23 protein-coding genes are annotated in these 23,066 nt (G+C 62.2%); 19 read left to right on the top strand and 4 right to left on the bottom strand.

Going from position 1 to position 23,066, the window contains the following annotated elements; genetic code table 11:
• Positions 1-232 precede the first annotated feature (232 nt).
• Positions 233-670, bottom strand: a complete 438-nt coding sequence (locus tag J3L12_RS03070) for a universal stress protein (RefSeq protein WP_208013571.1) — start codon at positions 668-670, stop codon at positions 233-235.
• Positions 671-919: 249 nt separating this feature from the next.
• Here J3L12_RS03070 and J3L12_RS03065 point away from each other — a divergent pair, with 249 nt between their 5' ends.
• From J3L12_RS03065 to J3L12_RS03010, 12 genes are all read left to right on the top strand, one after another.
• On the top strand, positions 920-1,738 hold the full coding sequence (locus tag J3L12_RS03065; RefSeq protein ID WP_208013570.1) for a BTAD domain-containing putative transcriptional regulator: 819 nt from the start codon (positions 920-922) through the stop codon (positions 1,736-1,738).
• Positions 1,739-1,877: 139 nt separating this feature from the next.
• Entirely contained in the window at positions 1,878-3,014 is a 1,137-nt protein-coding gene (locus J3L12_RS03060; RefSeq protein ID WP_208013569.1) for a VLRF1 family aeRF1-type release factor, read from the top strand.
• Positions 3,015-3,060: 46 nt separating this feature from the next.
• Positions 3,061-4,002, top strand: a complete 942-nt coding sequence (locus J3L12_RS03055) for a universal stress protein (protein WP_208013568.1) — start codon at positions 3,061-3,063, stop codon at positions 4,000-4,002.
• 155 nt (positions 4,003-4,157) lie between these two features.
• The gene (locus tag J3L12_RS03050; RefSeq protein ID WP_243454862.1) at positions 4,158-4,568 is read left to right on the top strand and encodes an Hsp20/alpha crystallin family protein; all 411 of its coding nucleotides are present in this window, start codon (positions 4,158-4,160) and stop codon (positions 4,566-4,568) included.
• 9 nt (positions 4,569-4,577) lie between these two features.
• Positions 4,578-4,934, top strand: coding sequence for a hypothetical protein (locus J3L12_RS03045; protein WP_208013566.1), 357 nt, complete (start codon positions 4,578-4,580; stop codon positions 4,932-4,934).
• A 393-nt stretch (positions 4,935-5,327) separates the two neighbouring features.
• Complete coding sequence (locus J3L12_RS03040; protein WP_208013565.1) at positions 5,328-5,795, top strand: MarR family transcriptional regulator; 468 nt, start codon at positions 5,328-5,330, stop codon at positions 5,793-5,795.
• 12 nt (positions 5,796-5,807) lie between these two features.
• Positions 5,808-7,043 (top strand): FtsX-like permease family protein, encoded by a 1,236-nt coding sequence (locus J3L12_RS03035; RefSeq protein ID WP_243454861.1) that lies wholly within the window; start codon positions 5,808-5,810, stop codon positions 7,041-7,043.
• Positions 7,044-7,056: 13 nt separating this feature from the next.
• On the top strand, positions 7,057-7,785 hold the full coding sequence (locus J3L12_RS03030; RefSeq protein WP_208013564.1) for an outer membrane lipoprotein-sorting protein: 729 nt from the start codon (positions 7,057-7,059) through the stop codon (positions 7,783-7,785).
• Positions 7,786-8,128: 343 nt separating this feature from the next.
• Positions 8,129-9,361 carry an FtsX-like permease family protein gene (locus J3L12_RS03025; protein ID WP_208013563.1) on the top strand — a complete coding sequence of 411 codons (1,233 nt, stop codon included), beginning with the start codon at positions 8,129-8,131 and terminating at the stop codon, positions 9,359-9,361.
• A gap of 13 nt (positions 9,362-9,374) precedes the next feature.
• Entirely contained in the window at positions 9,375-10,049 is a 675-nt protein-coding gene (locus tag J3L12_RS03020) for an ABC transporter ATP-binding protein (protein WP_208013562.1), read from the top strand.
• Entirely contained in the window at positions 10,039-11,013 is a 975-nt protein-coding gene (locus tag J3L12_RS03015) for a hypothetical protein (protein WP_243454860.1), read from the top strand. Before J3L12_RS03020 ends, J3L12_RS03015 begins: the two co-directional genes overlap by 11 nt.
• A gap of 157 nt (positions 11,014-11,170) precedes the next feature.
• Complete coding sequence (locus tag J3L12_RS03010) at positions 11,171-11,797, top strand: histidine phosphatase family protein (protein WP_208013561.1); 627 nt, start codon at positions 11,171-11,173, stop codon at positions 11,795-11,797.
• A 19-nt stretch (positions 11,798-11,816) separates the two neighbouring features.
• Here the strand turns inward: J3L12_RS03010 and J3L12_RS03005 are convergent, their stop codons facing one another.
• Complete coding sequence (locus J3L12_RS03005; protein WP_208013560.1) at positions 11,817-13,967, bottom strand: alpha-amylase family glycosyl hydrolase; 2,151 nt, start codon at positions 13,965-13,967, stop codon at positions 11,817-11,819.
• An 81-nt stretch (positions 13,968-14,048) separates the two neighbouring features.
• Here J3L12_RS03005 and J3L12_RS03000 point away from each other — a divergent pair, with 81 nt between their 5' ends.
• The gene (locus J3L12_RS03000; RefSeq protein ID WP_208013559.1) at positions 14,049-14,285 is read left to right on the top strand and encodes a hypothetical protein; all 237 of its coding nucleotides are present in this window, start codon (positions 14,049-14,051) and stop codon (positions 14,283-14,285) included.
• Here J3L12_RS03000 and J3L12_RS02995 read toward each other — a convergent pair.
• Complete coding sequence (locus tag J3L12_RS02995) at positions 14,282-15,142, bottom strand: EamA family transporter (RefSeq protein ID WP_208013558.1); 861 nt, start codon at positions 15,140-15,142, stop codon at positions 14,282-14,284. The two genes, J3L12_RS03000 and J3L12_RS02995, sit on opposite strands and share 4 nt — an antisense overlap.
• Before the next feature lie 4 nt (positions 15,143-15,146).
• On the bottom strand, positions 15,147-15,401 hold the full coding sequence (locus J3L12_RS02990) for a hypothetical protein (protein ID WP_208013557.1): 255 nt from the start codon (positions 15,399-15,401) through the stop codon (positions 15,147-15,149).
• Positions 15,402-15,453: 52 nt separating this feature from the next.
• On the opposite strand from J3L12_RS02990, the gene glyA reads away from it, so the two are divergent.
• From glyA to J3L12_RS02960, 6 genes are all read left to right on the top strand, one after another.
• Positions 15,454-16,686: a serine hydroxymethyltransferase gene (gene glyA / locus J3L12_RS02985; protein ID WP_208013556.1), complete on the top strand. Its 1,233-nt coding sequence runs from the start codon at positions 15,454-15,456 to the stop codon at positions 16,684-16,686.
• 127 nt (positions 16,687-16,813) lie between these two features.
• The gene (gene gabT / locus J3L12_RS02980; RefSeq protein ID WP_208013555.1) at positions 16,814-18,118 is read left to right on the top strand and encodes a 4-aminobutyrate--2-oxoglutarate transaminase; all 1,305 of its coding nucleotides are present in this window, start codon (positions 16,814-16,816) and stop codon (positions 18,116-18,118) included.
• A 377-nt stretch (positions 18,119-18,495) separates the two neighbouring features.
• Positions 18,496-20,118: a choice-of-anchor D domain-containing protein gene (locus tag J3L12_RS02975; RefSeq protein ID WP_208013554.1), complete on the top strand. Its 1,623-nt coding sequence runs from the start codon at positions 18,496-18,498 to the stop codon at positions 20,116-20,118.
• A gap of 48 nt (positions 20,119-20,166) precedes the next feature.
• A complete protein-coding gene (locus J3L12_RS02970; protein WP_208013553.1) occupies positions 20,167-21,222 on the top strand; it encodes an ABC transporter ATP-binding protein in 1,056 nt (351 codons plus the stop codon).
• A gap of 66 nt (positions 21,223-21,288) precedes the next feature.
• Positions 21,289-22,194, top strand: coding sequence for an ABC transporter permease (locus J3L12_RS02965; RefSeq protein WP_208013552.1), 906 nt, complete (start codon positions 21,289-21,291; stop codon positions 22,192-22,194).
• Between the two features lie 82 nt (positions 22,195-22,276).
• Positions 22,277-23,062 (top strand): ABC transporter permease, encoded by a 786-nt coding sequence (locus J3L12_RS02960; RefSeq protein ID WP_208013551.1) that lies wholly within the window; start codon positions 22,277-22,279, stop codon positions 23,060-23,062.
• The last annotated feature ends 4 nt before the right edge of the window (positions 23,063-23,066 follow it).

Below are 23,066 nucleotides of genomic sequence, written 5' to 3'. Positions count from 1 at the left end.
TGTAGGCTTCAGTACACAGTCGAACAAATACCGGTACAGATGCGTCCATTGTGGTTGAGTTACGCAGCTACGCCATGACCTATGTTGTACTCTCTAGCAGAAGCCGTGGTAAACGCCTTTTCGTTCCTCCCCTACGTCGTAGGGAGGGGGCTTGTATGGCCTTAGAGAAGTGTATGGGTGTCTTTACAACGCAGTAATTAGTAGGCACTACCCCAACCCCTCGCAGCAGGCGTCAAATCTCGTGCACCTCGGGAACTGCGAAGCGTTGCAGCCAGGGTTTACGCTGCACCAGCGCCGCAGTGGGAACCACCTGAACGGGTACACTGGCGTCGGCCACAATGCTCTGGGCGGTAGGCCCCAACACCTCAGAGGTCTGCTCGGCGGCATCGTGGCAGCCGATCACAATCAAGTCGGCGTGGGTTTGCTGGACGGTCTGGGCCACCACCGCGCCGATGGTCTGGCCGTAGGGCTCCACCAGCAATACCGTGGGTTGGCGGCGGGCCCCCTGCACCATTCTGGCGAAGGTCTCGTAGACCGAGCCCTCGGCGTCCTCGAGCACATGCACCAGTGTCACCTTACAACCCAGCCAGCGGGAAAGATTGAGGGCATGTTGGGCAGCAGCCTGGCTACCCACTCCGAGCCCAACAGGAACCAAGATGTGATGAAACACAAGCACCTCCTGTTGCTTGAATCCAGCTCATCTGAGCTTAGAGTGGGCCCAGGCCATTACCAGGGTGTTACCGCTGGTGCGGGGGCAAGGGTCGAGCGCCCCCAGGCCAGGCCTCATCGCTTCCCGCCAACCCTGGGGCAAGGTTGCCCCCTCATTTTTCCTTTGTCCAGCGCACTCCAAATCTGGTCAGCGGCTCATCTACTCCAAATGGCGGATGAAGCGGTAATGGATTTGTAACAAAATTAAGACATGAAAAGGATGCTAACCCGTTCAGAACAGGCTACGCCTGCGCTCCGGGTGCGCACCCTGGGCCAGGTGGAGGTATTGGTGGCCGGACGGCCAGCCGTCTGGCACGCCCACACAGCGGAAGAACTCTTCTTCTACCTACTTTCCTACCCAGAGGGTCGCAGCAAGGGAGAAATCCTCGAGACCCTGTGGGGTCTCGACCCCGACCCCATCGCCAACAACCGCTTCAGGGTAACGGTTTTTCGAATCCGCACCGCGCTGGGGAACCCCGCGGCCATCCTGGAGGATCACGGTCGGTACCGCCTGGCCGAAGAGATTCTGCACAGCACCGATTTATACGATTTCTACCAGGCCCTTGCCGAAGGCCAGCGTGCGACCCATGAAGCCCTGCGCCTGGAAAGCTACCTGCGAGCCATATCACTGTATCGGGGCGATTATCTACCAGGTTATTCGACCAACTGGGTTTCCCAGGCCCGCGAGGAACACAAGGCCGCCTATGTGCAAGCGCTGCTCGAGGTTGCCCTGATCCACTACGACCGGGAAGACTGGCGGGCCACTGCCCTTTACCTCGAGCGGGCCCTGAAGACCGACCCCTATATCGGCGAGAACTACCACCAACGCCTGATGTGGTGTCTGGCCGCCTCAGGAGATCGTTTTGGAGCCATCGAGCATTACCGTCGCTTCGTGAAATTTTTGCATGAAGAGCTGGGCGATACCCCCATGCCCGAAACCCAGGCGCTGGCCGAACACATCAAGCAGGGTGAACCCATCGCCCCCTATCACGAGGTTCGTGGCCTGCGCTCAAACAGCCCACAGGCTTGAGGCAAGGAGCCGTTCGCCAATGAGCAGACCTCCCAACACCCGCAACTGTAATGGATAGGTAATTGGCCTGGGTTTGAATCAAACCAGGAGGCACAGTGAGCACCTGACCTCTCAGCCCATAGAAAAGAAGGAGGTTGCCATGTTGACTCAGGAAGGTACCCGCTACATACGCGAGTTTGTGGCTCCCAGGGTGGCTCCGGTCTTGTCGCTGTATCTGGATGTGAACCCAGCCAATCCGAGCAACCAGGGTAAGGCTTATGTGCTCAGGGCTCGAGAGGCGCTGGAGGCCACAAAAACGCCCCCCGAGGTACGCAAAAAGGTGCTGGAGGCGCTCGAGCATAACCTACCCCAGGCCCGCAGCCGGGTGCTCTTTGCCACCGGGAGCTGGATGGAAATCTACGACCTGCAGGTGGATCTGCCCTTGGTGGAGGGCGTCGAAGCCCGCTGGGGCGAGCCCTACCTGACCCCCATTCTCTACGTGCTGGACGAATACGACCGGGTGGGGGTGGTCTATCTGGATAGCGAGAAATGGCGCATGTTCGAGGTCTACCTGGGCGAGATTGAGGAGCTGCCGGGGGCTTTCCGGGCCGTGCCCACCCAGGAGTGGAACCAGCTCACCCAGGACAGCCCAGGGCGGCGCTACGGCCAGGGGGGCATCCACCGGGCAGCGGCCAACACCGACCGCTTCGAGCGTCGGCTGGATGCCTGGATCCACCGCTTCTACAAACGCCTGGCGGGCTTACTCGAGCAGGTCATGAGTGAACGCAACATCCAGCGGCTGGTGCTGGTCGGACAGAAAGCCGAGGTGCAGGTCTTCAAAGAACTGCTTCCCAGAAGGCTGCGCGAACGGGTACTGGCTACCCTGCCCTCCCTGCCCACCCCCCGCGCCCCGGCGGGCGAGGTGCTGAAGCTGGTGCAGGATGTGCTGGAACCCCTCGAGCGCGAACGGGAAAACCGTCTCCTGGCCGAGCTGGCCGAGCGTGGGGTAACCGGGCTGGACCAGACCCTGGAGCTCTTGCAGCAGGGCCGGCTGCACCTGCTGGTAGCCCCCTGGAACCCCCAGGGTAAGGTCTACCGCGCCCCGGATGGCTGGGTGGGGGGCAGCATGGAGGGCGCCGTAGCGCATGGGGCCGGGCGCATCGAGGATGTGGAACTCAAGCAGGTCTTGCCCGAACTGGCCGAGGCCTATGGAACCCGGCTCGAGTTCGTGCGGGGGGCAGCCGAGGAACGTCTGCACAAGGCTTTTGGTGGGCTGGCTGGGCTGCCTCGCTGGTAATGCTTTGGTAACGGTGGAAGGTTAGCTTCAAGGCAAGGAGGGTACTATGTTCCGCAAAATCCTGATCGCGGTGGATGAATCATCCTGCAGCGAGCGGGCTGGGCGGGTGGGTTTGGCCTTCGCAAAAAAGCTGAATGCTCAGGTGCTCGTAACCCATGTATTGAAGGCGCCCCCCACCTACTGGGGACTGGCCGCTCCGTCAGAAGCCATGAAGCACCGCGCCGAAGAAATCCTGGCCCCCTGGGCAGAGCTAGGCCGGCAGATGCAGCTCGAGCTCCGCACCGAGCCCATGCACAACGACGACATTGCCGAAGGCATCGTCTACCTGGCCAACCGTTGCCAGTGTGACCTGATCGTGATGGGCACCCACGGGCGCGAGGGGCTGGGGCGGATGCTTTTGGGCAGCATAGCCGAACGGGTGAGCCGGCTGGCCAAAATGCCGGTGATGCTGGTGCGCGGCAATGGGCAGGTGGAGCCCAGCACAGGCCTGTTTGAGCGCATTCTGGCTCCGGTGGATGGCAGTGAAGCAGGCCACCCCGCTTTTGAGTTAGCCGACCAATTGGCCACCCTGCTGGGGGCCGAGTTGCAGATTCTGCACGTAGTGCCCCCACTGCCCGCCCCAGTAGTCGGCCCTTACAGCGGTAATATGACCGCCTTCAACTGGGAGGACACCTTGAAGGCGATGGAGGAACAGGGCGAGGCCATTGTGGAGAATGCCCGAAAGCTGGCTAAGGCCCCACGTGTGAAAACCGCTCTGCTCAAGGCCCAGTCTCGGCGGGAAGCCGACGTGATAGTGGACTTTGCCCGCGACAGCCGCGCCGACCTGATCGTGATGGGTACCCACGGGCGCACCGGCCTGGAACGCTTGCTCCTGGGTAGTGTGGCCGAAGGGGTAGCCCACCACGCGCCGGTGCCCGTGCTGCTGGTTCGCCCGGTTCCGGCAGCATCCAGTGCTAACCAAGCTGAGGCTGCAACAGCCCATGCTTGACCGTCCAGACCTCTGGGTTTCGGGTGGGGTGGCGGCCCGGAGCCCGGCAGGTAGGCCCAAGGTTTCGTCCGACGTGTGGCCACCGCACGTCCAATAAGCGCAAAGGAGGAAGCAGTATGTTGGCTCGTTTCGACCCTTGGCGTGAAATGGATAACATGCGGAGGGAAATTGAGCGCTTGTTTGACGAAAGCCTGTTCCGTCGTGAGTTTCCGTTCCTCGATAAAGAGGTGGCGGCCATGCCACTCGATATCTACGAAGAGGGCAACAACATCATGGTGAAAGCCTCGATTCCCGGCCTCAAACCCGAAGACATCAAGATTGAAGTACGCGGTGATGTGCTTCGGATTTACGGCGAAGCCAAAAAGGAGGAAGAGAAGAAAGAACGCAACTACCACCTGCGCGAACACCGCTACACCCGCTTTGAGCGCTCGGTGGTGCTGCCCAGTGAAGTGCTAACCGATAAGGCCGAGGCCGTGTTCGAAAACGGCGTGCTAACCCTGACCCTGCCCAAGAGCGAAGTCGCCAAGGCCAAAGCCATCCCGATCAAGACCCCGGTAAAGGTCTAGGAGGGAGGTATGTCGGCTCGAGCGATTGACCTGTTCATGGGGCTGGTGTTTGCCCTGCTGGCGGTGCTGGGCCTGTTCTTCGCCCCCGGCGGCCTGATTCTGGGCTTCATCCCCAGCACCACTGGCCTGGCGCTGGTATACCTGATTACCGCCGTGGTTTTGCTCTACGGCTATTTCACCAACGACCAGATGGCCCACCTGGTAGCGGCGGTGATGGGCGTGGTCTATGCCGCGCTGGCCATTATCGGGTTCTTCAACACCAGCTTCCTGGGCCTGCCCACGGGCGGCTGGAACATCGTGGTGAACCTGATTGCTGCAGTGGTGCTGATCTACGACTGGCTGGGCACCCCCAGAACCGCCTCTTGAGGTGCAAATCCATCGCCTGAAACGGGGCGAGTGTGGTTTCGCCCCGTTTCACTGTGTTTGACCTGTGCTGGAGTGCAGTGGTTATCATGGCAACTTTAGCCCTGTACTCAACTTTCGGCGACACACAAGGTGGGGGTGGCAGGAGGTAGGTTGTGGTTTTCAAACGCTTATCCCCTATCCCCTATCCCCTAACCCCTGTTCCCTACTTGATCGTTCCAACAAAAAGTGTTCAAACAAAGATGGTATGAGCCCACCGTTCAAGGCGGATCACCGATGAAAGCGTCGCTGCCCGGCAGCGTTGCTCGATTCGAGCAAAGGTTTTCCCTGCAAGCCATGTTGAAATCTATTTTGTTCAGTATTGACTAAACAAATCAAACCAACTAAACTTTGGGAATGTCCGACAGCCTGCACCACTTCGTCGAGGAGTTCGCCCTGGCCTACGAAGCGGCTGGGATTCCTCGCACGGCGGGGCGTATTTTGGGCTGGTTGATGGTCTGCGACCCCCCCGAGCAGACCGCCTCGCAGTTGGTGGAGGCGCTGGGGGCCAGCAAGGCTTCCATCAGCACCATGACCCGGCTGCTGGTGCAGATGCACCTGATCGAGCGGGTGCCCAAGCGGGGCTCGAGGCAGGACTACTTTCGCATCCGACCCGGCACCTGGAGTGAGCGGGTTAAAAACGGTCTGGCAGGCTTGAGCGTCTACAAAACGTTGGCCGACAAGGGCCTGCGGCTGCTGGAAAACGCCCCCCCCGAACGCAGCGAAAGGCTGCGCGAGATGCGGGCGCTCTACGCTTTCTTCGAGGAGGAGTTGCAGGGGCTGTTCGAGCGCTACGAGCGCGGAAAACGCAAACGAAAGGGTTGAGCGGAGGTCAGGATGCAACAAAACTTTTCTGGCATGGCAGCCCTGCCCCGGCTGGCCTGGCGCAACCTCTGGCGGCATCGGCGACGCACCTTGCTGCTGATGCTGGTGGTCGCTTACACCACCATTACCACCATTCTGTTCTGGGGGGTGCAGGATGGCTTCACCCAGTCGGTACAGCTTGGCAACGCCCGATTTCTGAGTGCACCGGCCCTCATTACCACCCCGCAGTACTTCGAAGACCCCGACCCCGAACAGGGCTTGCCCAGCCTGGACTTTCTGGCTCGGATACAAACCCAACCCGGCGTGAATGCGGCGGCACCCCGCCTCGAGTTTCCCACCCTGATTCGCTCGGCCTACACCGCCGATGCGGCCAAGGCCCGCGGGGTGGATCCCGCCCTCGAGGCCAGAGTGAGCAACATTCCCACCGCCATTGCTGCGGGTCGGATGCTGGAAAAACCGGGCGAGGTGGTGCTGGGGCAACAACTGGCCGAGCGCCTGGACGTGCGGCTGGGCGAACGGGTGGTGCTGGATACCTCGGCGCTGGCAGGGCCACAGGCCCTGGGGTTGCAGGTGGTGGGGCTGGTGCAGTCGGGGATTGCCCCGGTAGACCGGGGCACGGTGCTGGTGCACCTTCAGGATGCCCGCCTGCTCACCGGATTGCAGACCGCCACCGGGGTTGCCCTGGACGTGACCCGGGGCCAGGAAGCCCGCATTGCCGAGGCCCTGCAACTGGTGCTGCCACAAAACATTCGGGCCTACGACCTGACCCAGCTGCTGGGGGGTCTCTCCTCGGCGATTGGCACCAAACAGAGTTCAACCTTCTTGATCGGGATGATTTTTTCGTTATTTGCCGCGCTGGCCGTGACCAGCACGGTATTGGTGAGCGTACTCGAGCGCACCCGCGAGTTCGGCATGATGGGGGCCATCGGCATGAACCCCCCTCGGCTGGCCACCATGGTCACGCTCGAGACGGTGCTGGCTACCAGCATCGGCTGGGGGGTGGGGCTGGTGTTGGGCTACGCTCTCAACTTCTGGATGGCCACCCAGAACGTGCTGGGGCCTATCTTTGCCAGCTATGGAGCGGCCTGGGAAATCCTGGGCACCGGCGGTGAAATTTACACCGCCCAAAGCCCCCTCTACGCCCTCTATGCGGCCCTTACCATTGTACTGGCCGCGTTCTTCTCGATTCTGATTCCGGCCCGACGGGTGCTCTCACTCAACCCCGCCGAGGCCATGCGGACGGAGTGAAGGGAGGCACTGCATGAAGCTACGATTGTGGTTGCTAAGCCTGCTCTGCCTGGGGCTTGGCAGCGCCGCCACCGACCCCCAGGCCGTGCTCAGGGCCATCGTGGACAACCAGCGTGGGGGGAGCGTGCGGGCCACCCTGACCCTGAGCGTAACCCGCCCTGACCGGCAAACCCAGTACGTCCTCGAGGTGGTCTCGGATGGCAACGAGCGGGCCGTCACCTGGGTCAAGGCCCCACCCCGCGAGGCCGGACAGGCTTTTTTGCGGGTAGGGGACAACATTCAGCTTTACAACCCCACCCTGAAGCGAGTCCTGCGACTGCCCCCCAGCGGGCGCAGCGATAGTTTTCTTGGCTCCGACCTCTCCTACAGCGACCTGGCCGGGCGCGACCTCGAGCAGGACTTCACCCCCAGCATTGGCGCGGAAACCGAGGGAAGCATCACCCTCGAGCTCATCCCCAAGCCCCAGGCCCCCACCCCTTACGGCAAGCTGGTGTTGCAGGCCAGCAAACCCGGCTTCGTGCCCCGCGAAGTGCTCTACTACGACCAGCGCGGCCAGGCGGTACGCAAGATTACCTTTGCCCAGTTTGCCCAGGTCGGGGGGCGCAGCTTCCCCACCCAGACCACCGTGGAGGACTTGCTGCGTCCGGGCCACCGCACCAGCGTGGTCTACAGCAACTACCGCTTTGGCCTGGCCATTCCCGAAAGCTGCTTCACGGTGCGGGCCCTCGAGGCCGGCTGCTAAGGCAGCTTCGCAAAGAGGTCGCAGGCCAGAAGTACGTCAAGGGTTAAGGGTCGAGGGCACAGGGTATCGAAGATGGGCACAATCGGCTATGAGACGAATCTACTTGAACACCTTTCCTTCTCCCCTTGCGGGAGAAGGTGGCGACACCCCGCCAGTGGTATGTAGAAATAACGTTGTTGATGTCAATGGCTGCGTCTGGGGTGTCGCCGGATGAGGGAGTTTGCAATGCTTTTCTACGATGTCTATCCAGGTAACTTTGGTATGAGCTATCCGCTATCGGCTTTACCCGAGCTTTCGGCCTTCGGCTTTAGGCTTTTGGCAGTTAGCTAGACACGAGGCACACATGTTCAACCTCTTCAGCCTTTCCTGGCGCAATATCTGGCGACACCGTGGGCGCAGCCTGATGACAGCGGGTGCGGTGGGTCTGGCGGTGTTCTTTACGCTGGTCTACCTGAGCTTCCTGGGAGCCATGGAAAACGGCATCTACAACAACCTCACCGCCTCGGTGGGCCACTTGCAGGTGCGGGTGGAGGGCTACCGCGAAAAGCGCGAGTTCCGCGACCTGCTCATTCCCAATGCAGCCCAGGTGGAAGCCCGGCTTGCCACCCAGACCCAGGCCAGCCGGGTGGTGGCCCTGGAAATTCCCGCCCTGGTGGCCGGCGAAACCCGTTCCAGGGGGGTCTTGCTGATTGGCGACCAGCGCCCTCCAGAGCTGCGCGAACGCTTTGTGAAGCAGTCGCTGGTGGAAGGGCGTCTGCCGGAGGCGGGCGACCTGGACAGCATTGCGCTGGGGGCCTCGCTGGCGCGGGCTCTCAAGGTAAAGCTGGGCGACCCGGTCTATGTGTACGCTCCAGGCACCGAAGGACGGGGGGCCGGGGCCTACCGGCTGGTAGGGCTGCTCCGCTTTCCCGACCCTGCCATCGAAGCCCGCAGTGCCTTCCTCTCGCTGGCAGCCGCACAGGAGCTGGCCGCACCGGGCAGTGCTACCCGCATCGAGTTGCATTTCCCCTTCACCCGATACAGCCAGGATACCCAACTGGTCACCCTCCAGCCCCAACTCGCGGCCAGCCTGGAGCCCGGCCTGAGCCTGGAAAGCTGGCGCGAGGCCAGCCCCGCCATTGCCCAGATTTTCAACCTGCTCACCCCTTTGGTCTTGATTTTTGCTGCCATTTTCTTCGGGCTGGCGGGGCTTTTGGTGGTCAACACCATTTACCTGGGTTTGCTCGAGCGCACCCGTGAACTGGGCGTAATTGTGGCCCTGGGGGCAGGCCCCGGCCAGGTGACCCGGATGGTGGTGCTGGAGAGCCTGCTCCTGTGCTCGAGCGGCGCTTTGGTGGGCGGTCTGCTGGGCCTGCTCACCATTGCGGCTCTCTCGGGAGGGTTCTCGCTCGAGGCCCTCTATGGCGAGGTGGGCGGCGTGTTTGGCCTGCCCGAGAAGGTCTACCTGAGCCTGCGAGCCTGGGACATCCCCATTACGCTGGCCTATACCCTCCTGACCGGCCTGCTTGCCGCCTGGTGGCCGGCCAGGGTCGCCGCCCGCTTAGAACCCGTAGAAGCCATGCGCTTTACCGCTTGAACCGAGGTGATGCATGACCCCCGTTCTGCAAGTTAAGGAACTAACCAAGGTGTACAGGGTAGATACCGTGGAAACCCCCGCGCTCCGGGGGGTGAGCCTGGAGGTTCACCCTGGCGAGTTCATCGCGCTGGCTGGCCCCTCGGGCAGTGGAAAAAGCACCCTCCTGCACCTGATGGGGGGCCTCGACAAACCCACCTCGGGCGAGGTGTGGCTCGGGGGGCAACGCATTGATGGTCTTTCTAAAGCGCAGCTTTCCAATCTGCGGCTATGGAACGTGGGTTTTGTGTTTCAGGCCTACAACCTGATTCCGGTGCTGACCGCGCTGGAGAACGCCGCCTTTGTGCTCGAGCTGCGCGGCGAACCCAGGGAGGTACGCGAATCCAAAGCCCTGCATGCGCTGGAAACCCTGGGCATGAAGAACCTTGCCCACCGCCGCCCCAACCAGCTTTCGGGCGGGCAACAGCAGCGCGTAGCGGTAGCCCGCGCCCTGGCCGCTCGGCCCAAAATTATCCTGGCCGACGAGCCCACCGCCAACCTCGACTCCAAAACCGGCCTGGCCCTGATTGAGCACATGCGAGCCCTCAACCGCGAACAGGGCGTCACCTTTGTCTTCAGCACCCACGACCCCAGGCTCCTGGAGCGGGTAGACCGGATTGTGCGGCTCGAGGATGGGCAGGTTGCGGCTTAGCTTTGTCAAGGGCCAGGAGCGTATTGTGCATTGCCCGTGGTTCGTTGTGCGGAGTTTGTGGCTGGTGGTGGTTTGCCTTCAGCCCACCCTGGCGCAAAACCTGGAGACCCGGCTCGAGGTTCGCTTTAGCACGGCCCTGGCCATCAGCAATGCACCCCCAACCGCAAGCTGGAGCCTTGGGGCCCGCCTCGAGGCCCGCTACGACCTGAGCCCGCTGCGCTTTCAACTGGTGCTCGATCCGGGGGTGAGCTTTGCCCGCTCGGTTGCCACCGACCTGGGCCTGACCGAGCTGTATGGGCTCTACCGCGAAGGCGAACTAGACGTGAGCGCGGGACTCGAGCGCCTGCCGCTAGAAGTCGCCCGCCTCGCACTGCCCTACAGCCTGGAGCCCGTCAGTCCGCTGGGCAGCCGCCAAGGCCGCTGGGGGGTGCGGGTGAGCTGGAACCCCGAAGCCACCCGGCTGCGCCTGGCGGTGCTGGAAGAGGCGGGCCGCCTGGTTCCCGTACTGAGCCTGCGGCGCGAGTTTGGTGCGTTTGAACTCGAGGCCCACGCCCTCTACCCCGCCCGCCCGGTGGTGGGCCTGGGCGGGAGTGGCACCGTGGCGGGGCTGGTGGTGTACGGGGAAGGCTGGCTTTTGCTCAACCCTGCTGAGGCCCGCTACGCGCTGGGCCTGAGCGGTAGCCTGGGCGAGGGTTGGTGGGCGCTCGAGGGGGGCTACGCCAGCACCCTGCCTCTCTTACCGGCAGGGCATTTCCTGGCAGGGCAGTGGACGCTCCCGCAGGGGGAGGAAGCCAGTTGGAGCCTGAGCACGCACCTGCTGTTGGACTACCCCCTGCGAGCCCAGCTAAGCACCAGTTACATTTATCTCCTCTCCAACTACGAACTAAGAACCACCCTCAACGCTTTCTTTAGCCCCGGACAGACATTGTTCGGTTTTGCCCTCTGGGCGCGGGTTTTCTCATGAGCGCCCCCAAAGCGCTCTTCGATAGAGCCATCCGGTGTCAGGGGTTCTTCTGGATGGGCTGACACCCCCGTAAAAAGCCCGATAAACGATGGTTGCACACTGGCATTGACTATCGGTCTAATGGGCACATGGCTGCCCTTGGGTATTATGGTCTCCTATGGGTTCCATTTACGTCACCCTGCTCCGCCATGGGCGCTCTCTGGCCGACGATCAGAAGGTACATGAGGGCCGCTACGACGCACCCCTCACGGAAGTGGGTCTGGGCCAGGCCCAAGCACGCCTGGAGGAGTTTCGCGCCCAAAAGCTTCGCTTTGACCGGATTATCTCGAGCCCCCTGCAACGTGCGCGAACGGTGGCCGAGTTGATGAGTGAGGGCCTTGGGGTGCCGCTGGAGCTCGAGGCCGACTGGATGGAGCAAGACAACGGCTTTATGGCCGGACTATCCTACGAGGAAGGCCAGCAACGTTTCCCCGAGCCCAACTTCCGCAACCCCTATGAAAAACCCTTTGGTGGCAGTGGAGAGAGCGGGTGGGAGCTTTACAGCCGGGCTGCCCGCGCTGTGCAGAGGCTGGTGAGCCGAGGTGCCGGGTCATATCTGGTGGTGGCCCACGGGGGCGTATTGAACGCCGCACTAAGGGTCATCCTGGGTATTCCCCCAACTGCCAACGAGCAGGGCATCCGGTTCTCATTTGCCGACCTTGGCTATGCCATGCTGGAGTACCGCCCCAAGCAGCACATCTGGCACCTGGACAGGTTCGAGATGGGCTTCAATACCAGGGCTTGAGGGGCTTGCAGGAAAACCCTCACCGCACCCGCTCCAGATACCGCCACCCCAGCCCAGGCAACCCCACCTGCCCCTGGTAGGCACGCCCCTCCACCGCATCGCGCCACTGGCCCGCTGGCAACCGCAGGTTGACCCGCTCGGTGCCGTTGTTGAAAGCCGCCAGCACCTCGCCCACCCCCGGCTCGCCCCGCAGGAAAGCCAGCAGGGAGCCTTCGCCCCAGTAGGTGCGGAAGAGCGGGCTTTGGAACGCTCCAAGCTGGCCCTTGAGGCGGCCCAGCAACTGGTAGTGGCGCAGTACCTCGGTTCGGCACCTGTCCCACTGGAGCGGATACCGGTACAGCTCGTTGACCGGCCACTGCCCCCGTTCGCCGGTAAAACCGCATTCCTCGCCCTGGAAAAACACCGAAGCCCCCGGCAGGGCATAGAGCATGGCCGAGGCCAGCCGCAGCCGGGCCAGGGCTTCGGGCGAAGGGGTATCGCGCAGCCCTCCGCCCCCCAGGTCGGTCAGCACCCGTTGGGTGTCGTGTGAGCCTATCAGGTTGAAGCCCATGGCCGCCACCGCTTCGGGGTAGGTGGCATAGACCCGCGCGAGCTCGTTCAGGACACGCCGCCCATTCTGCAAAGGCCCACCCCTGGCAAAGCCCAGCACGCCCCCAAAAGCCGGGGGCGAACCCCCCCGCCCCACGGTGTAGTTCATCAGCGAGTCGAACTGGTCGCCTTGCAGGTACTGGGGGCGCAAATCCCAGACCTCGCCCACCAGGTACACCTCGGGCTTCAGGGCCTTGAGCTCGGCCCGCCACTTCCGCACAAACTCGGGGGCAATTTCATTCGCCACGTCCACCCGAATCCCATCGAAGCCGAAGTTGAGCCAGAACCTCGAGACCCGGATCAAATAGTCCTGTACCTCGGGGTTCAGGGTGTTGAGCTTGGGCAGGCTACCCAGGTCGGCCCAGCCCAGGTAGGCCCGCCCGTCCCCAGGGGTAAAGGGCCACTGGCGGATGAAGTACCAGTTCCAGTAGCGCGATGCGCGCCCCTTCTTCACCACATCCTGGAAGGCCCAGTGCCCCAGGCCGGTGTGGTTGGGCACGAAGTCGAAGAGAACCTTGATGCCCTGCCGATGTGCCTCGGCCAGCACCCGCCGCAGCAGGGCGTTGTCGCCCAGCCGGGGAGCCACTCGCACGTAGTCGTGGGTGTCGTAACCGTGGGCCGAGCCGGAGTCGAAGAGGGGGTTGAAGTAAATCAGGTTCACCCCCAGCGCCCGCAGGTGTGGCAGGCGCTGCAAGACCCCGGCCAGGTCGCCGCCGTAATACTGCTGGCAGCAGTGATAATCGCCAGGGGCATCCGTCCAGCGCGACAGGTAGGGCAGCCTGCCCGTCCAGGTCTGGTCGAAGCGGGCCTGGCTGGTTTCCAGGGCCCGGCGGTCATTGCTGGGGTCGCCATTCCAGAAGCGGTCGGGAAAAATCTGGTAGCCCACCCGCCCGGCCACCCAGTCCACCGCACGGAAGGGCCTTGCGGGGGCCTGATAGGGGCCAAAGGTCAGTTCTTTGCCTTCCTTGTCCACCACCTGAATACGGTACGACTGCACGCCAAGCGGCAGCGCAGCCCGCCAGACCTCTCCGTCTGGTGCGGTGAGTTGCAAGGCCATAGGGTATGGCTTGTCGGCCATCAGCACTGCCCGCTGGATGCTGCCCTGGGGCACCTGGAAGCGCACCGAAAGGCGGCCTGCCGCCTGCGAGACGAACTGCGGCTGGTTGGGGTCGTGCAGCAGGGCCAGCCCCCCGCTATCGGGCGGATCATCGGCAGCCCGGCCCACCTCGCGCAGGGCGTTCTGGCCGCCCTGGCCGTCGTCCTCGCAACGTTCGGCCTCGAGGTCTACCTGTGGGGTGCCGAAGGTCTCGTCCTCGCACATGTTGCGGGGCCACTGTCCGTTGATAAAGAACTTGTACTGCACCAGGCCGGGGGGCAGCTCCACCATCACCTGCCAGACCCCCTCCTCGGTTTTTTGCATGGGCAGCTCGGCCCAGTTGTTGAAGCTCCCGCGCAGGCTCACCGAGCGCACCTCGAGGCCCACCGGCGGGTCGTAGGTGAAGGTGACGGCAATTTTCTGCTGGGCCCACGCGAAGCCCAACAGGAGCAGCACCAATAAAATCCAATGCCTGAGTTCTTGCATCTGCTACCCCCAGTTTGTAAACAGGTCAAGCCTACAGGGCGGCTGAGGGCCGCACAAAGACCTTTTGATACAATCCGAAATGTGAAGGTAAGCGTCTCCCATGATCGCGCCGAGGAGAGCCTGCAGGCCAAAGCCCGCTGGTTTCAATCGCTGTCGCTCGAGGAGCGCATGGCCTATCTGGTCATGATGACCGACCTCATCTTGCAGAACAACCCCCACATCATCGCGGCTAAGGATCGCCAGGATCATGCTAAATACGCTAAAAGACGTGTTCGCGTCGTTGAAAGCCCACTAGGGCGTCCAGGCGCTGCAATCTAAAGACTAGGCGCTGCCCTGGGCTGCGGTTTCAAAACCATCCACAGCACCCCCAAAAGCACCAAACCCGCCCCCAGATACCCCAGCAGGCTGAAGCGCTCTCCCCACCACAGCCAGGCCGCAAAGGCCGCCACCACCGGCTCGATGGTTGCCACCACCGAAGCGCGGGTGGCCTCGAGCCGCCTGAGCCCGGCAAAGTAGAGCGTGACCGCGAAAAAGGTGGAGGCAATGGTCAAAAAAGCAATGGCCGTCCAGGCTTCAGCGTTCTTGGGCACAAAATTCACGAAAGGCAAAAGCCCCAACGCCCCCACCGGCAGCGCATATAAAAACACCGTGGGGGTGCTGTATTTGTTCAGGTAGAGCTTGCCAAACAGGTAATAGGTGGCGTAGGTCAGGGCCGACAGAAGCCCCCAGAACAAGGCCGCCAGACTCACCTTCACCCCGCCCCCTTGCAGACTGACCAGGGCCACCCCCAGCAGGGTCAGGCCCACCGCGAAGAGCTTGTGGGCGTCCATCGGCTCGCGCAGGAAAAGCCAGGACAACAGGGCCACAATGGCCGGAGCGGTATACAGCAGCACCGAGGCCAGCGCCGCCCCTCCGCTCTCTATCGCAAGCTGATAAGCTCCATAGAAGAGGGAAATCCCCACCAGGCCAAAGCCCAGCACGGCCCAGCGGTCAGGGCGCTCGAGGCGCACTTTTTGAATCCAGACGGCCTGTGCGCCAAACAATACTGCCCCCAGGGCGGCCCGCCAGAAGGCCACCTCGAGGGGGCTCACCCCCTGCTCGAAGGCCCATTTGGATACCACCCCTAAAAGGCCCCACAAGCACGCTGCAGATAATACAAAGAGATAGCCCGCCAAAGCTTCACTCGGCAGCTTGATGGAGGCGTCGGCCCACCATGCTCCAGACTATCCCCATGCCCAGTAGCAGACCGGAGCCAAAGACCACCAGGTAGGTAATCCAGAGGCGGGGGTTCACATTGTAAAAATCGCGGCTTCGGTTGGCGGTCAAGGCAATCAGGTAGTCGCGGATGGTGATGAAGTTCATCACTGCCAGGACGATGGCCACGATCAACAAGACAAGACCCAAAATAAGGGAGATACGCCCCAAAACGCTCATGCCCCCAGTGTACCGGATTTGGGGGCCGGTTTGATATTGCTATACTTGGAGGGTGATCGAGTCCCCCCAACCCCAACTGCGCGACGAACAGGTGTTCGACCTGATTCGCCAGGAAGAAGAGCGGCAGCGCAACGGCTTGGAGCTCATCGCCTCGGAAAACTTTACCTCGGCGGCGGTGCGCGAGGCGGTAGGCAGTGTGCTCACCAACAAATATGCCGAGGGCTACCCCGGCAAGCGCTGGTATGGCGGCTGCGAGATCGTAGACCAGATCGAGACCCTGGCCATCGAGCGGGCCAAGCAGCTCTTTGGGGCGGCCTGGGCCAACGTACAGCCCCATTCGGGCTCGAGCGCCAACATCGCGGTATATGCGGCCCTGCTCAAACCTGGCGACACCGTGCTGGGCATGGATCTGTCGCACGGCGGCCACCTGACCCACGGCTCGCCGGTCAACTTTTCGGGCCTCAACTACAAGTTTTTCGGCTACAAGGTGCGCCAGGAAGACGAGCTGCTACACATGGAGGATGTGCGGGCCCTGGCACTGGAGCACAAGCCCAGGATGATCGTCTGCGGGGCCAGCGCCTATAGCCGCATCCTCGACTTTAAAGCCTTCCGCGAGATCGCCGACGAAGTGGGGGCCTACCTGATGGCCGACATCGCCCACATCGCGGGGCTGGTAGCGGCGGGCCTGCACCCCTCACCCCTGCCCTACGCCCACGTGGTCACCTCCACCACCCACAAGACCCTGCGGGGGCCGCGCTCGGGCCTGATTTTGTCCAACGACCTCGAGATAGCCGCCATTCTGGATCGCTCCATCTTTCCCGGAACCCAGGGAGGGCCGCTGGAGCACGTCATCGCTGGTAAAGCGGTGGCTTTCTGGGAAGCCCTGCAACCCTCCTTCAAAACCTACTCGGCCCAGATTATCAAGAATGCCCAGGCCCTCGCCGCAGAATTTCAAAAACGGGGCTACCGGGTGGTTTCGGGCGGCACCGACAACCACCTGTTCGTGGTGGATCTGCGCCCCCAGGGCCTCAACGGCACCAAGGCCACCCGGCTCTTAGATGCGGTTCACATCACCATCTCCAAGAGCACCCTGCCCTACGACACCGAGAAAATCATCCACGGCGGGGGTATCCGCATCGGCACCCCGGCTATTACCACCAGGGGTATGACCGAAGAGCACATGCCCATCATCGCAGAGTTCATTGACCGCGCCCTCAAAGGTGAAGACCCCCAGGCTCTGAAGGCAGAAGTCAAGGCCTTTGCCTCGCGGTTCCCCCTGCCCTAGCACAAATCAATCCCCTTCCGGGACGATGAGCGCTCCATGCATCCAGAGGTGTCTGGAGCAAGAACCAAGGGGTACACAAGCAGGAGCAGGCGGGATACACTCGAGGTCGGACTATCGGAGGAAACCTATGATTCAAGCCCCTTCCAAAAACCAAACCCTGATCGAACGGCGGCACAAAGTGGTGCCCAGAGGCGTCTCGCAGGTACACCCCATCGTGGTTGCCCGCGCTCAGGGTGGCAAAATTTGGGATGTCGAGGGCAGGGAGTACCTGGACTGGTTCGGCGGTATTGGCGTGCTCAATGTGGGGCACAACCACCCCAGGGTGGTAGAAGCAGTTGAAAAGCAACTGCACCAGTACATGCACACCTGCTTTCCCGGCGTGGCCTACGAACCCTACATCGAGCTGGCCGAGCGGCTTACGGCCACCGCACCCATTGGCGGCGATAAAAAGGCTTTCTTCCTCAACACCGGCGTGGAGGCCACCGAGAACGCCATCAAAATTGCCCGCTCCTTCACCAATCGGCCCGGCGTGATTGCCTTCCGGGGCAGCTTCCACGGGCGCACCCTGATGGGCATGACCCTCACCGGCAAGTCCAACCCCTACCGCCAGAACTTTGGCCCCTTTGCCCCCGAGGTCTACCACGCGCCCTATCCCAACGAGTACCACGGCATAGACACCCGCAAGGCCCTGGACGGTCTTCATGAGGTTTTCGACACTGCTGTTGCGCCCGAGCGCGTGGCCGCCATCATCATCGAGCCGCAACTGGGCGAAGGCGGTTTTGTGCCCGCGCCCAAGCCCTTCCTCAAAGCCCTGCGCAGCCTCACCCAGAAGCACGGCATCGTGTTTATCGACGACGAGGTTCAGACCGGCATGGGCCGCACCGGCAAGTTCTGGGCCATCGAGCACGCCGAGGTGGAGCCCGACCTGATCTGCTTTGCCAAGAGCATTGGCGGAGGGCTGCCCATTGGGGGGGTGCTGGGCAAGGCCGAAATCATGGACGCTCCCGCGGTCGGCGGTCTGGGCAGCACCTTTGGCGGCAACCCCCTGGCCTGCGCCGCAGCCCTGGCGGTGCTGGACATCTTTGAGCAGGAAAACCTGCTGGAAAAAGCCCAGAAGCTCGGAGACATTCTGCACGAGGGCTTTCGCCAGATTCAGGCCCGCTTCCCCCAGACCGTGGGGGACGTGCGCGGCCTGGGGCCCATGATTGCCATGGAGCTGGTCAAAGACCCTACTGCCAAGAGCCCCGACGCCCATCTCACCCAGCGCCTGCTGGAGATTGCCTGCGAGAAAGGGCTTCTGCTGTTCAAGGCCGGGATGCACTCGAATGTGATTCGCTGTCTGGTGCCCCTGGTGGTGAGTGAAGAGGAAGCCCGGAAGGGCCTGGAGATTCTGGAGGCGAGCCTCGAGCAGGCCCTAAGCGAAGCCAAATAAACCCAAATTTGAAGCAAGCCTCCTGTCAATTGCGCAGGAGGCACTTTAGTTTTTTCCCTCCGAGAGCTCTTTTCAGAATTTTATTGACTGCTGAGACCAGTGGCTTAGACGAGCTTCAACTGAGAACTTGCATCTTTGCTGTTCATGCATCAACTTCAACTCCGCAATGGTCATTCCGAGCGCAGCGAGGAACCTGGTACGCTGCGAATACCCTTCTTTGATCCACTGGCCTATCAGATTCTTCGTCGGCTACGCCTTCTCAGAATGACGGGGAATTTTTTATGCGATGGGTACGATACGGATGAATGACAGAAAGTTTTGGATTCGGCAAACTTAACCCAGCCATCCTGGCCACTCGTCTGGTGGTATAATGCTTTATGGCACAACAAAAAATCTGGCTTCTGGGGGTCTTACTGTTGGCTAGCGGATGCCCTAGCCAACCACAAACACCCAAGCTCGAGGCCACCCCCACCACCCTCGAGTTCGGCATGGTGGCTGCGGGCAGCACCAGCAGTGCAAAAATCGTGGTACTCAGCAACACCGGTTCCGTGCCCATCAGTGGCTTTACGGGAGGCGACCCCTCCCTTTCGGTGTTTGGGGTAGTGGTTGGCTGCACTGGCACACTCAATCCTGGTGCAAGCTGCACCTACAGCTACACCTTTGCGCCCACCGCTACCGCCGTCTACAACGCCACGGCCACTATCCAGACCAGCGCCGGCCCGGTCAATCTCGAACTGAAGGGCAGTGGGGTGGCTACCTTTAGCGTGAGTGCCCTCGAGCTCGACTTTGGCGAGGTAGGTATCGGTGCGACCAGCCCCACCCAGGTAGTCACCATTCGCAACCACGGCAGTACCCCCCTCACCGGCTTTGCAGGGGGAGCACCCTTTGACACCCAGTTTGGTGCGACCCAAAACTGCGCCGCAGGGGTAGCCCCCGGTGCCAGCTGCCAGTACAACTTCACCTTCAAGCCCACTCAGGCCGGTAGCTTCGAGACCACCTCCAACAGCAGCACCAATGCCGGGCCTTTTGTGATCAAACTGAAGGGTAAAGGGGTAGGGCCCAAACTCTGGGTCACGCCGCTGGAGCTCGATTTTGGGCCCGTCCTGGTCGGCAATACCAGCCCGGCACAAAGCGTCACCATCCGCAACGTCGGCAAATCCACACTGGGCAGCTTTGCCGGGGGCGCACCCTTCGACACCCAGTTTGGCGCCACCCAAAACTGCGCCGCAGGGGTAGCCCCCGGCGCCAGCTGCCAGTACAACTTCACCTTCAAGCCCACTCAGGTCGGCAGCTTCGAGACCACCTCCAACAGCAGCACCAATGCCGGGCCTTTCATCATAAAGCTCAAGGGAACCGGGGTCACGAGTATGCCCACCGGCGCTGCCCGCAGCGTGTCACCCCTCGAGCTCGACTTCGGCGAGGTAGGCGTAAACGTTACCAGCCCCACCCAGGTGGTCACCATTCGGAATCCGGGTACGGCCACTTTGACCAGCTTTGCAGGAGGAGCACCCTTCGACACCCAGTTTGGCGCCACCCAGAACTGCGCCGCAGGCGTGGCCCCCGGCGCCAGTTGCCAGTACAATTTCACCTTCAAGCCCACTCAGGTCGGCAGCTTCGAGACCACCTCCAACAGCAGCACCAATGCCGGGCCTTTCATCATAAAGCTCAAGGGCACGGGAGTAGGGCCTCGGCTATGGGTCACACCGCTCGAGCTCGATTTTGGCACGGTTGCGGTAGGCACTACCAGTGCGCCCCTGACCGTCACCATCACCAATCTGGGCTTGTCCACCCTCACCAACTTTGCCGGAGGCGCTCCTTTCAATACGCAGTTTGGCGCCACCCAGAACTGCGCCGCAGGGGTAGCCCCCGGTGCTAGCTGTCAATATACCTTTACCTTCAAACCCACTACGGCCGGTGTGTTTGAGACCACCTCCAACTCCTCTACCAATGCTGGCCCCTTCGTTATTAAGCTACGCGGCAACACCCCTCCTGGGCCCTGAACCACCCTGGTCAAGAAGCCCAGCTTTTTGGTAGGCTGGGCTGCAATCATGACCACGGCTGCCCATCCTCAAGCCACCAGTGGCACCCTTTCCATTCAGAACATCGTCAAAAAATTCGGGGATTTCACTGCGCTGGGTGGGGTCAGCCTGGAGATCAAGGCTGGCGAGTTCTTTACCCTCTTGGGACCCTCGGGCTGCGGCAAAACCACCCTGCTGCGGATTATCGCTGGCCTCGAGGTGCCCACCGAGGGCAGGGTGGTGCTTTTAGGCCAAGACCTCACCCCCCTCCCGGCCAACCAGCGCCCGGTCAACACCGTCTTTCAGAGCTACGCCCTGTTTCCCCACCTATCAGTCTGGGAAAACATCGCCTTTGGGCTCAAAAGCCGCCGCATGGACAGGGCCGAAGTGGAGCGGCGGGTCAAGTACGGCCTCGAGATTTTGCAGCTCGAGCGTTTCAAAGACCGTCTCCCCCACCAGCTTTCCGGAGGTCAAAAACAACGGGTAGCCCTGGCTAGGGCGCTGGTCAACGAGCCGCAGGTACTGCTGCTGGACGAGCCCATGAGCGCCCTCGACGCCAAGCTGCGGGCCGAGGTGCAGGTGCAGCTGCGGCGCTTGCAACAGCAGTTGGGCCTCACCTTCATCCTGGTCACGCACGACCAGGACGAGGCCATGGCGGTCTCGGATCGCATCGCCCTGATGCGGATGGGCCACCTCGAGCAGGTCGGCACCCCCGACGAGGTTTACGAGCGGCCCCGCACCCGCTACGCCGCCGAGTTTCTGGGCGCCGCCAACCTCATCAAAGGCCAGCGGCTCCCCATGGGTTTCGAGGCCTCCTTTGGCAAGCTGGCCCTGAACCGCACCCCCCCCTGGGACGAGGGCTACGTGGCCATCCGCCCCGAGCGGGTGCGGCTTTCCGAGGTCGAACCGCGGCAGAACGGCCTGCGGGTACAGGTGCGCGAGGCCGTCTACCGGGGAGCCTACCAGGAGGTCTGGCTCGAGCCCTGCGACCTCCGCGTCCGCACCGCCCCCCACCCCACCCTTCAGGCCGGGCAGGAACTCTGGGCCGAACTGCCGGTAGATGCGCTGGTGGTGCTTGATGAATGAGAGAGGGGCCAGGGGTAGGGGGTTGGGGCTCGGGCCTCTTCCCCAAATCGCGGAACGAGGAGCCGTATGAACCGTCTGATCGTCTGGTTTGGCGAACTCACCACCCCGGCCAAGCTCTACCGGCGGGGCTTATGGTTCTTGTTACCGGCGGTGGTCTGGATTCTGGGCCTTCTGGTGATTCCCGGCCTTTCGCTGGTGGCCCTCTCCTTCGCCGAGCGGGGGCAGTACGGCGAGGTGGTCTGGAACTTCACCCTGGAAAACTACGCCCGCCTGCTGGGCTACGGCATTTTTGGCTGGAGCCCCGATACCGTGCTGATCCTTTTGCGAAGCCTCTGGGTGGCCTTCGTGACCACGCTGGTCTGCGTTATCCTGGCCTACCCCCTGGCCTTCTTCATTGCCAGCAGGCCGCCGCGCACCCGCTACCTCTGGCTGGCGCTGGTGATTATTCCTTTCTGGACCAACCTGGTCATCCGCACCTATGCCTGGCAGATGCTGCTGGCCCCCGACTTTCCCTTCGCCAAGCTGGCCCAGACCCTGGGCCTGCTGGCCCCGGACGCGGGCCTTTATCCCAGCCCGCTGGCCGTTTATATCGGCATGATTACGGCTTTTCTACCGTTTGTGGTGATGCCTTTGTTCTCCTCGGTCGAAAGGCTCGACTGGAGCCTGGTCGAGGCCGCCCAGGATCTCTACGCGAACCGCGTCCGCACCTTCTTCCAGGCCGTCTGGCCCCAGACCCTACCGGGCCTTACGGTCGGCGTCATCCTGACCTTTATTCCGGCCATGGGCATGTTTGTCATCCCCGATTTGCTAGGTGGGGCCAAGTATCTGCTGGTGGGCAACCTGATCCAGCAGCAGTTCTACGCCAGCCGCGACTGGCCCTACGGGGCCGCAGTCAGCCTGGGCCTGATGGTCATGACCCTCGTGGGGCTGGCCCTCTACCGCCGCAGGGGGAAGGATGTGGATCTGGTATGAAGAGAGCCGATAGTCCATGGCCGATGATCCATAGTCAAAAAGCCATAGACTATAGACTATCGGCCATTCACGGGAGGGTTTCATGCGCCTGAACCCCCTGATTGGCATCTCTGCCATCGCCACGCTGGCCTTTTTGTACCTGCCCATGCTGGCTGTAGCGGTGCTCTCCTTCAACAAGACCCGCTATGGCCTCACCTGGTCGGGGTTTACCTGGGACTGGTATGTGCGGCTTTTTAGCAACCCCGACATCCTCGAGGCTGCCCGCAACACCTTCGTACTGGCGCTGCTTTCCACCATGATCGCTACCGTGCTGGGCACACTTTTTGCCATCGCCCTCGAGCGCTACCCCTGGCCCCGGCGAAGCCAGGGCTTTCTGGAAAACATCCTATATCTGCCGGTAGTCACGCCCGACATCATCTTTGCGGTGGCCCTGGTGGTGGCCTTTGGCGCATTTCGGATGGTCTCGAGCCTCTTCGAACCGGGCCTCTTCACCATGATTCTGGGCCACGTGACCTTTCAGATTGCCTTTGTAGCCCTCACCGTGCGCAGCCGCCTCAAGAGCCTGGGCCACGACCTCGACGAGGCCGCCCGCGACCTCTACGCCAGCTACGGCTACTATGTGCGCCGCGTCCTGCTACCCCTGCTCACCCCCGGCATCGTGGCCGGGGCCATGCTGGCCTTTACCCTCTCGCTCGACGACTTCGTAATCAGCTTCTTCACCGCCGGCCCCACCTCCCAGACCCTGCCCCTGCTCATCTACGCCTCGGTGCGGCGGGGCGTCACCCCCGAAATTCACGCCCTTTCCACGCTCATCTTTTTGATTACGGTGCTCCTGGTGCTGGCCTCCGAACGCCTGACCCGGCGCTGAGCGA

The sequence above is a fragment of the Meiothermus sp. CFH 77666 genome (assembly GCF_017497985.1).
Classification (GTDB): Bacteria; Deinococcota; Deinococci; order Deinococcales; family Thermaceae; genus Meiothermus.
Note: the sequence above shows the minus strand (reverse complement) of the source record. Positions and strands in the feature narration are given on the sequence as shown.

Excerpts from the sequence above, each read along its gene's own strand:
- J3L12_RS03065 (WP_208013570.1), top strand. The coding sequence starts at position 920 with ATGAAAAGGATGCTAACCCGTTCAGAACAGGCTACGCCTGCGCTCCGG.
- J3L12_RS03060 (WP_208013569.1), top strand. The coding sequence starts at position 1,878 with ATGTTGACTCAGGAAGGTACCCGCTACATACGCGAGTTTGTGGCTCCC.
- J3L12_RS03055 (WP_208013568.1), top strand. The coding sequence starts at position 3,061 with ATGTTCCGCAAAATCCTGATCGCGGTGGATGAATCATCCTGCAGCGAG.
- J3L12_RS03050 (WP_243454862.1), top strand. The coding sequence starts at position 4,158 with ATGCGGAGGGAAATTGAGCGCTTGTTTGACGAAAGCCTGTTCCGTCGT.
- J3L12_RS03045 (WP_208013566.1), top strand. The coding sequence starts at position 4,578 with ATGTCGGCTCGAGCGATTGACCTGTTCATGGGGCTGGTGTTTGCCCTG.
- J3L12_RS03040 (WP_208013565.1), top strand. The coding sequence starts at position 5,328 with ATGTCCGACAGCCTGCACCACTTCGTCGAGGAGTTCGCCCTGGCCTAC.
- J3L12_RS03035 (WP_243454861.1), top strand. The coding sequence starts at position 5,808 with ATGCAACAAAACTTTTCTGGCATGGCAGCCCTGCCCCGGCTGGCCTGG.
- J3L12_RS03030 (WP_208013564.1), top strand. The coding sequence starts at position 7,057 with ATGAAGCTACGATTGTGGTTGCTAAGCCTGCTCTGCCTGGGGCTTGGC.
- J3L12_RS03025 (WP_208013563.1), top strand. The coding sequence starts at position 8,129 with ATGTTCAACCTCTTCAGCCTTTCCTGGCGCAATATCTGGCGACACCGT.
- J3L12_RS03020 (WP_208013562.1), top strand. The coding sequence starts at position 9,375 with ATGACCCCCGTTCTGCAAGTTAAGGAACTAACCAAGGTGTACAGGGTA.
- J3L12_RS03010 (WP_208013561.1), top strand. The coding sequence starts at position 11,171 with ATGGGTTCCATTTACGTCACCCTGCTCCGCCATGGGCGCTCTCTGGCC.
- J3L12_RS03005 (WP_208013560.1), bottom strand. The coding sequence starts at position 13,967 with ATGCAAGAACTCAGGCATTGGATTTTATTGGTGCTGCTCCTGTTGGGC.
- J3L12_RS02990 (WP_208013557.1), bottom strand. The coding sequence starts at position 15,401 with ATGAGCGTTTTGGGGCGTATCTCCCTTATTTTGGGTCTTGTCTTGTTG.
- gabT (WP_208013555.1), top strand. The coding sequence starts at position 16,814 with ATGATTCAAGCCCCTTCCAAAAACCAAACCCTGATCGAACGGCGGCAC.
- J3L12_RS02975 (WP_208013554.1), top strand. The coding sequence starts at position 18,496 with ATGGCACAACAAAAAATCTGGCTTCTGGGGGTCTTACTGTTGGCTAGC.
- J3L12_RS02970 (WP_208013553.1), top strand. The coding sequence starts at position 20,167 with ATGACCACGGCTGCCCATCCTCAAGCCACCAGTGGCACCCTTTCCATT.
- J3L12_RS02965 (WP_208013552.1), top strand. The coding sequence starts at position 21,289 with ATGAACCGTCTGATCGTCTGGTTTGGCGAACTCACCACCCCGGCCAAG.
- J3L12_RS02960 (WP_208013551.1), top strand. The coding sequence starts at position 22,277 with ATGCGCCTGAACCCCCTGATTGGCATCTCTGCCATCGCCACGCTGGCC.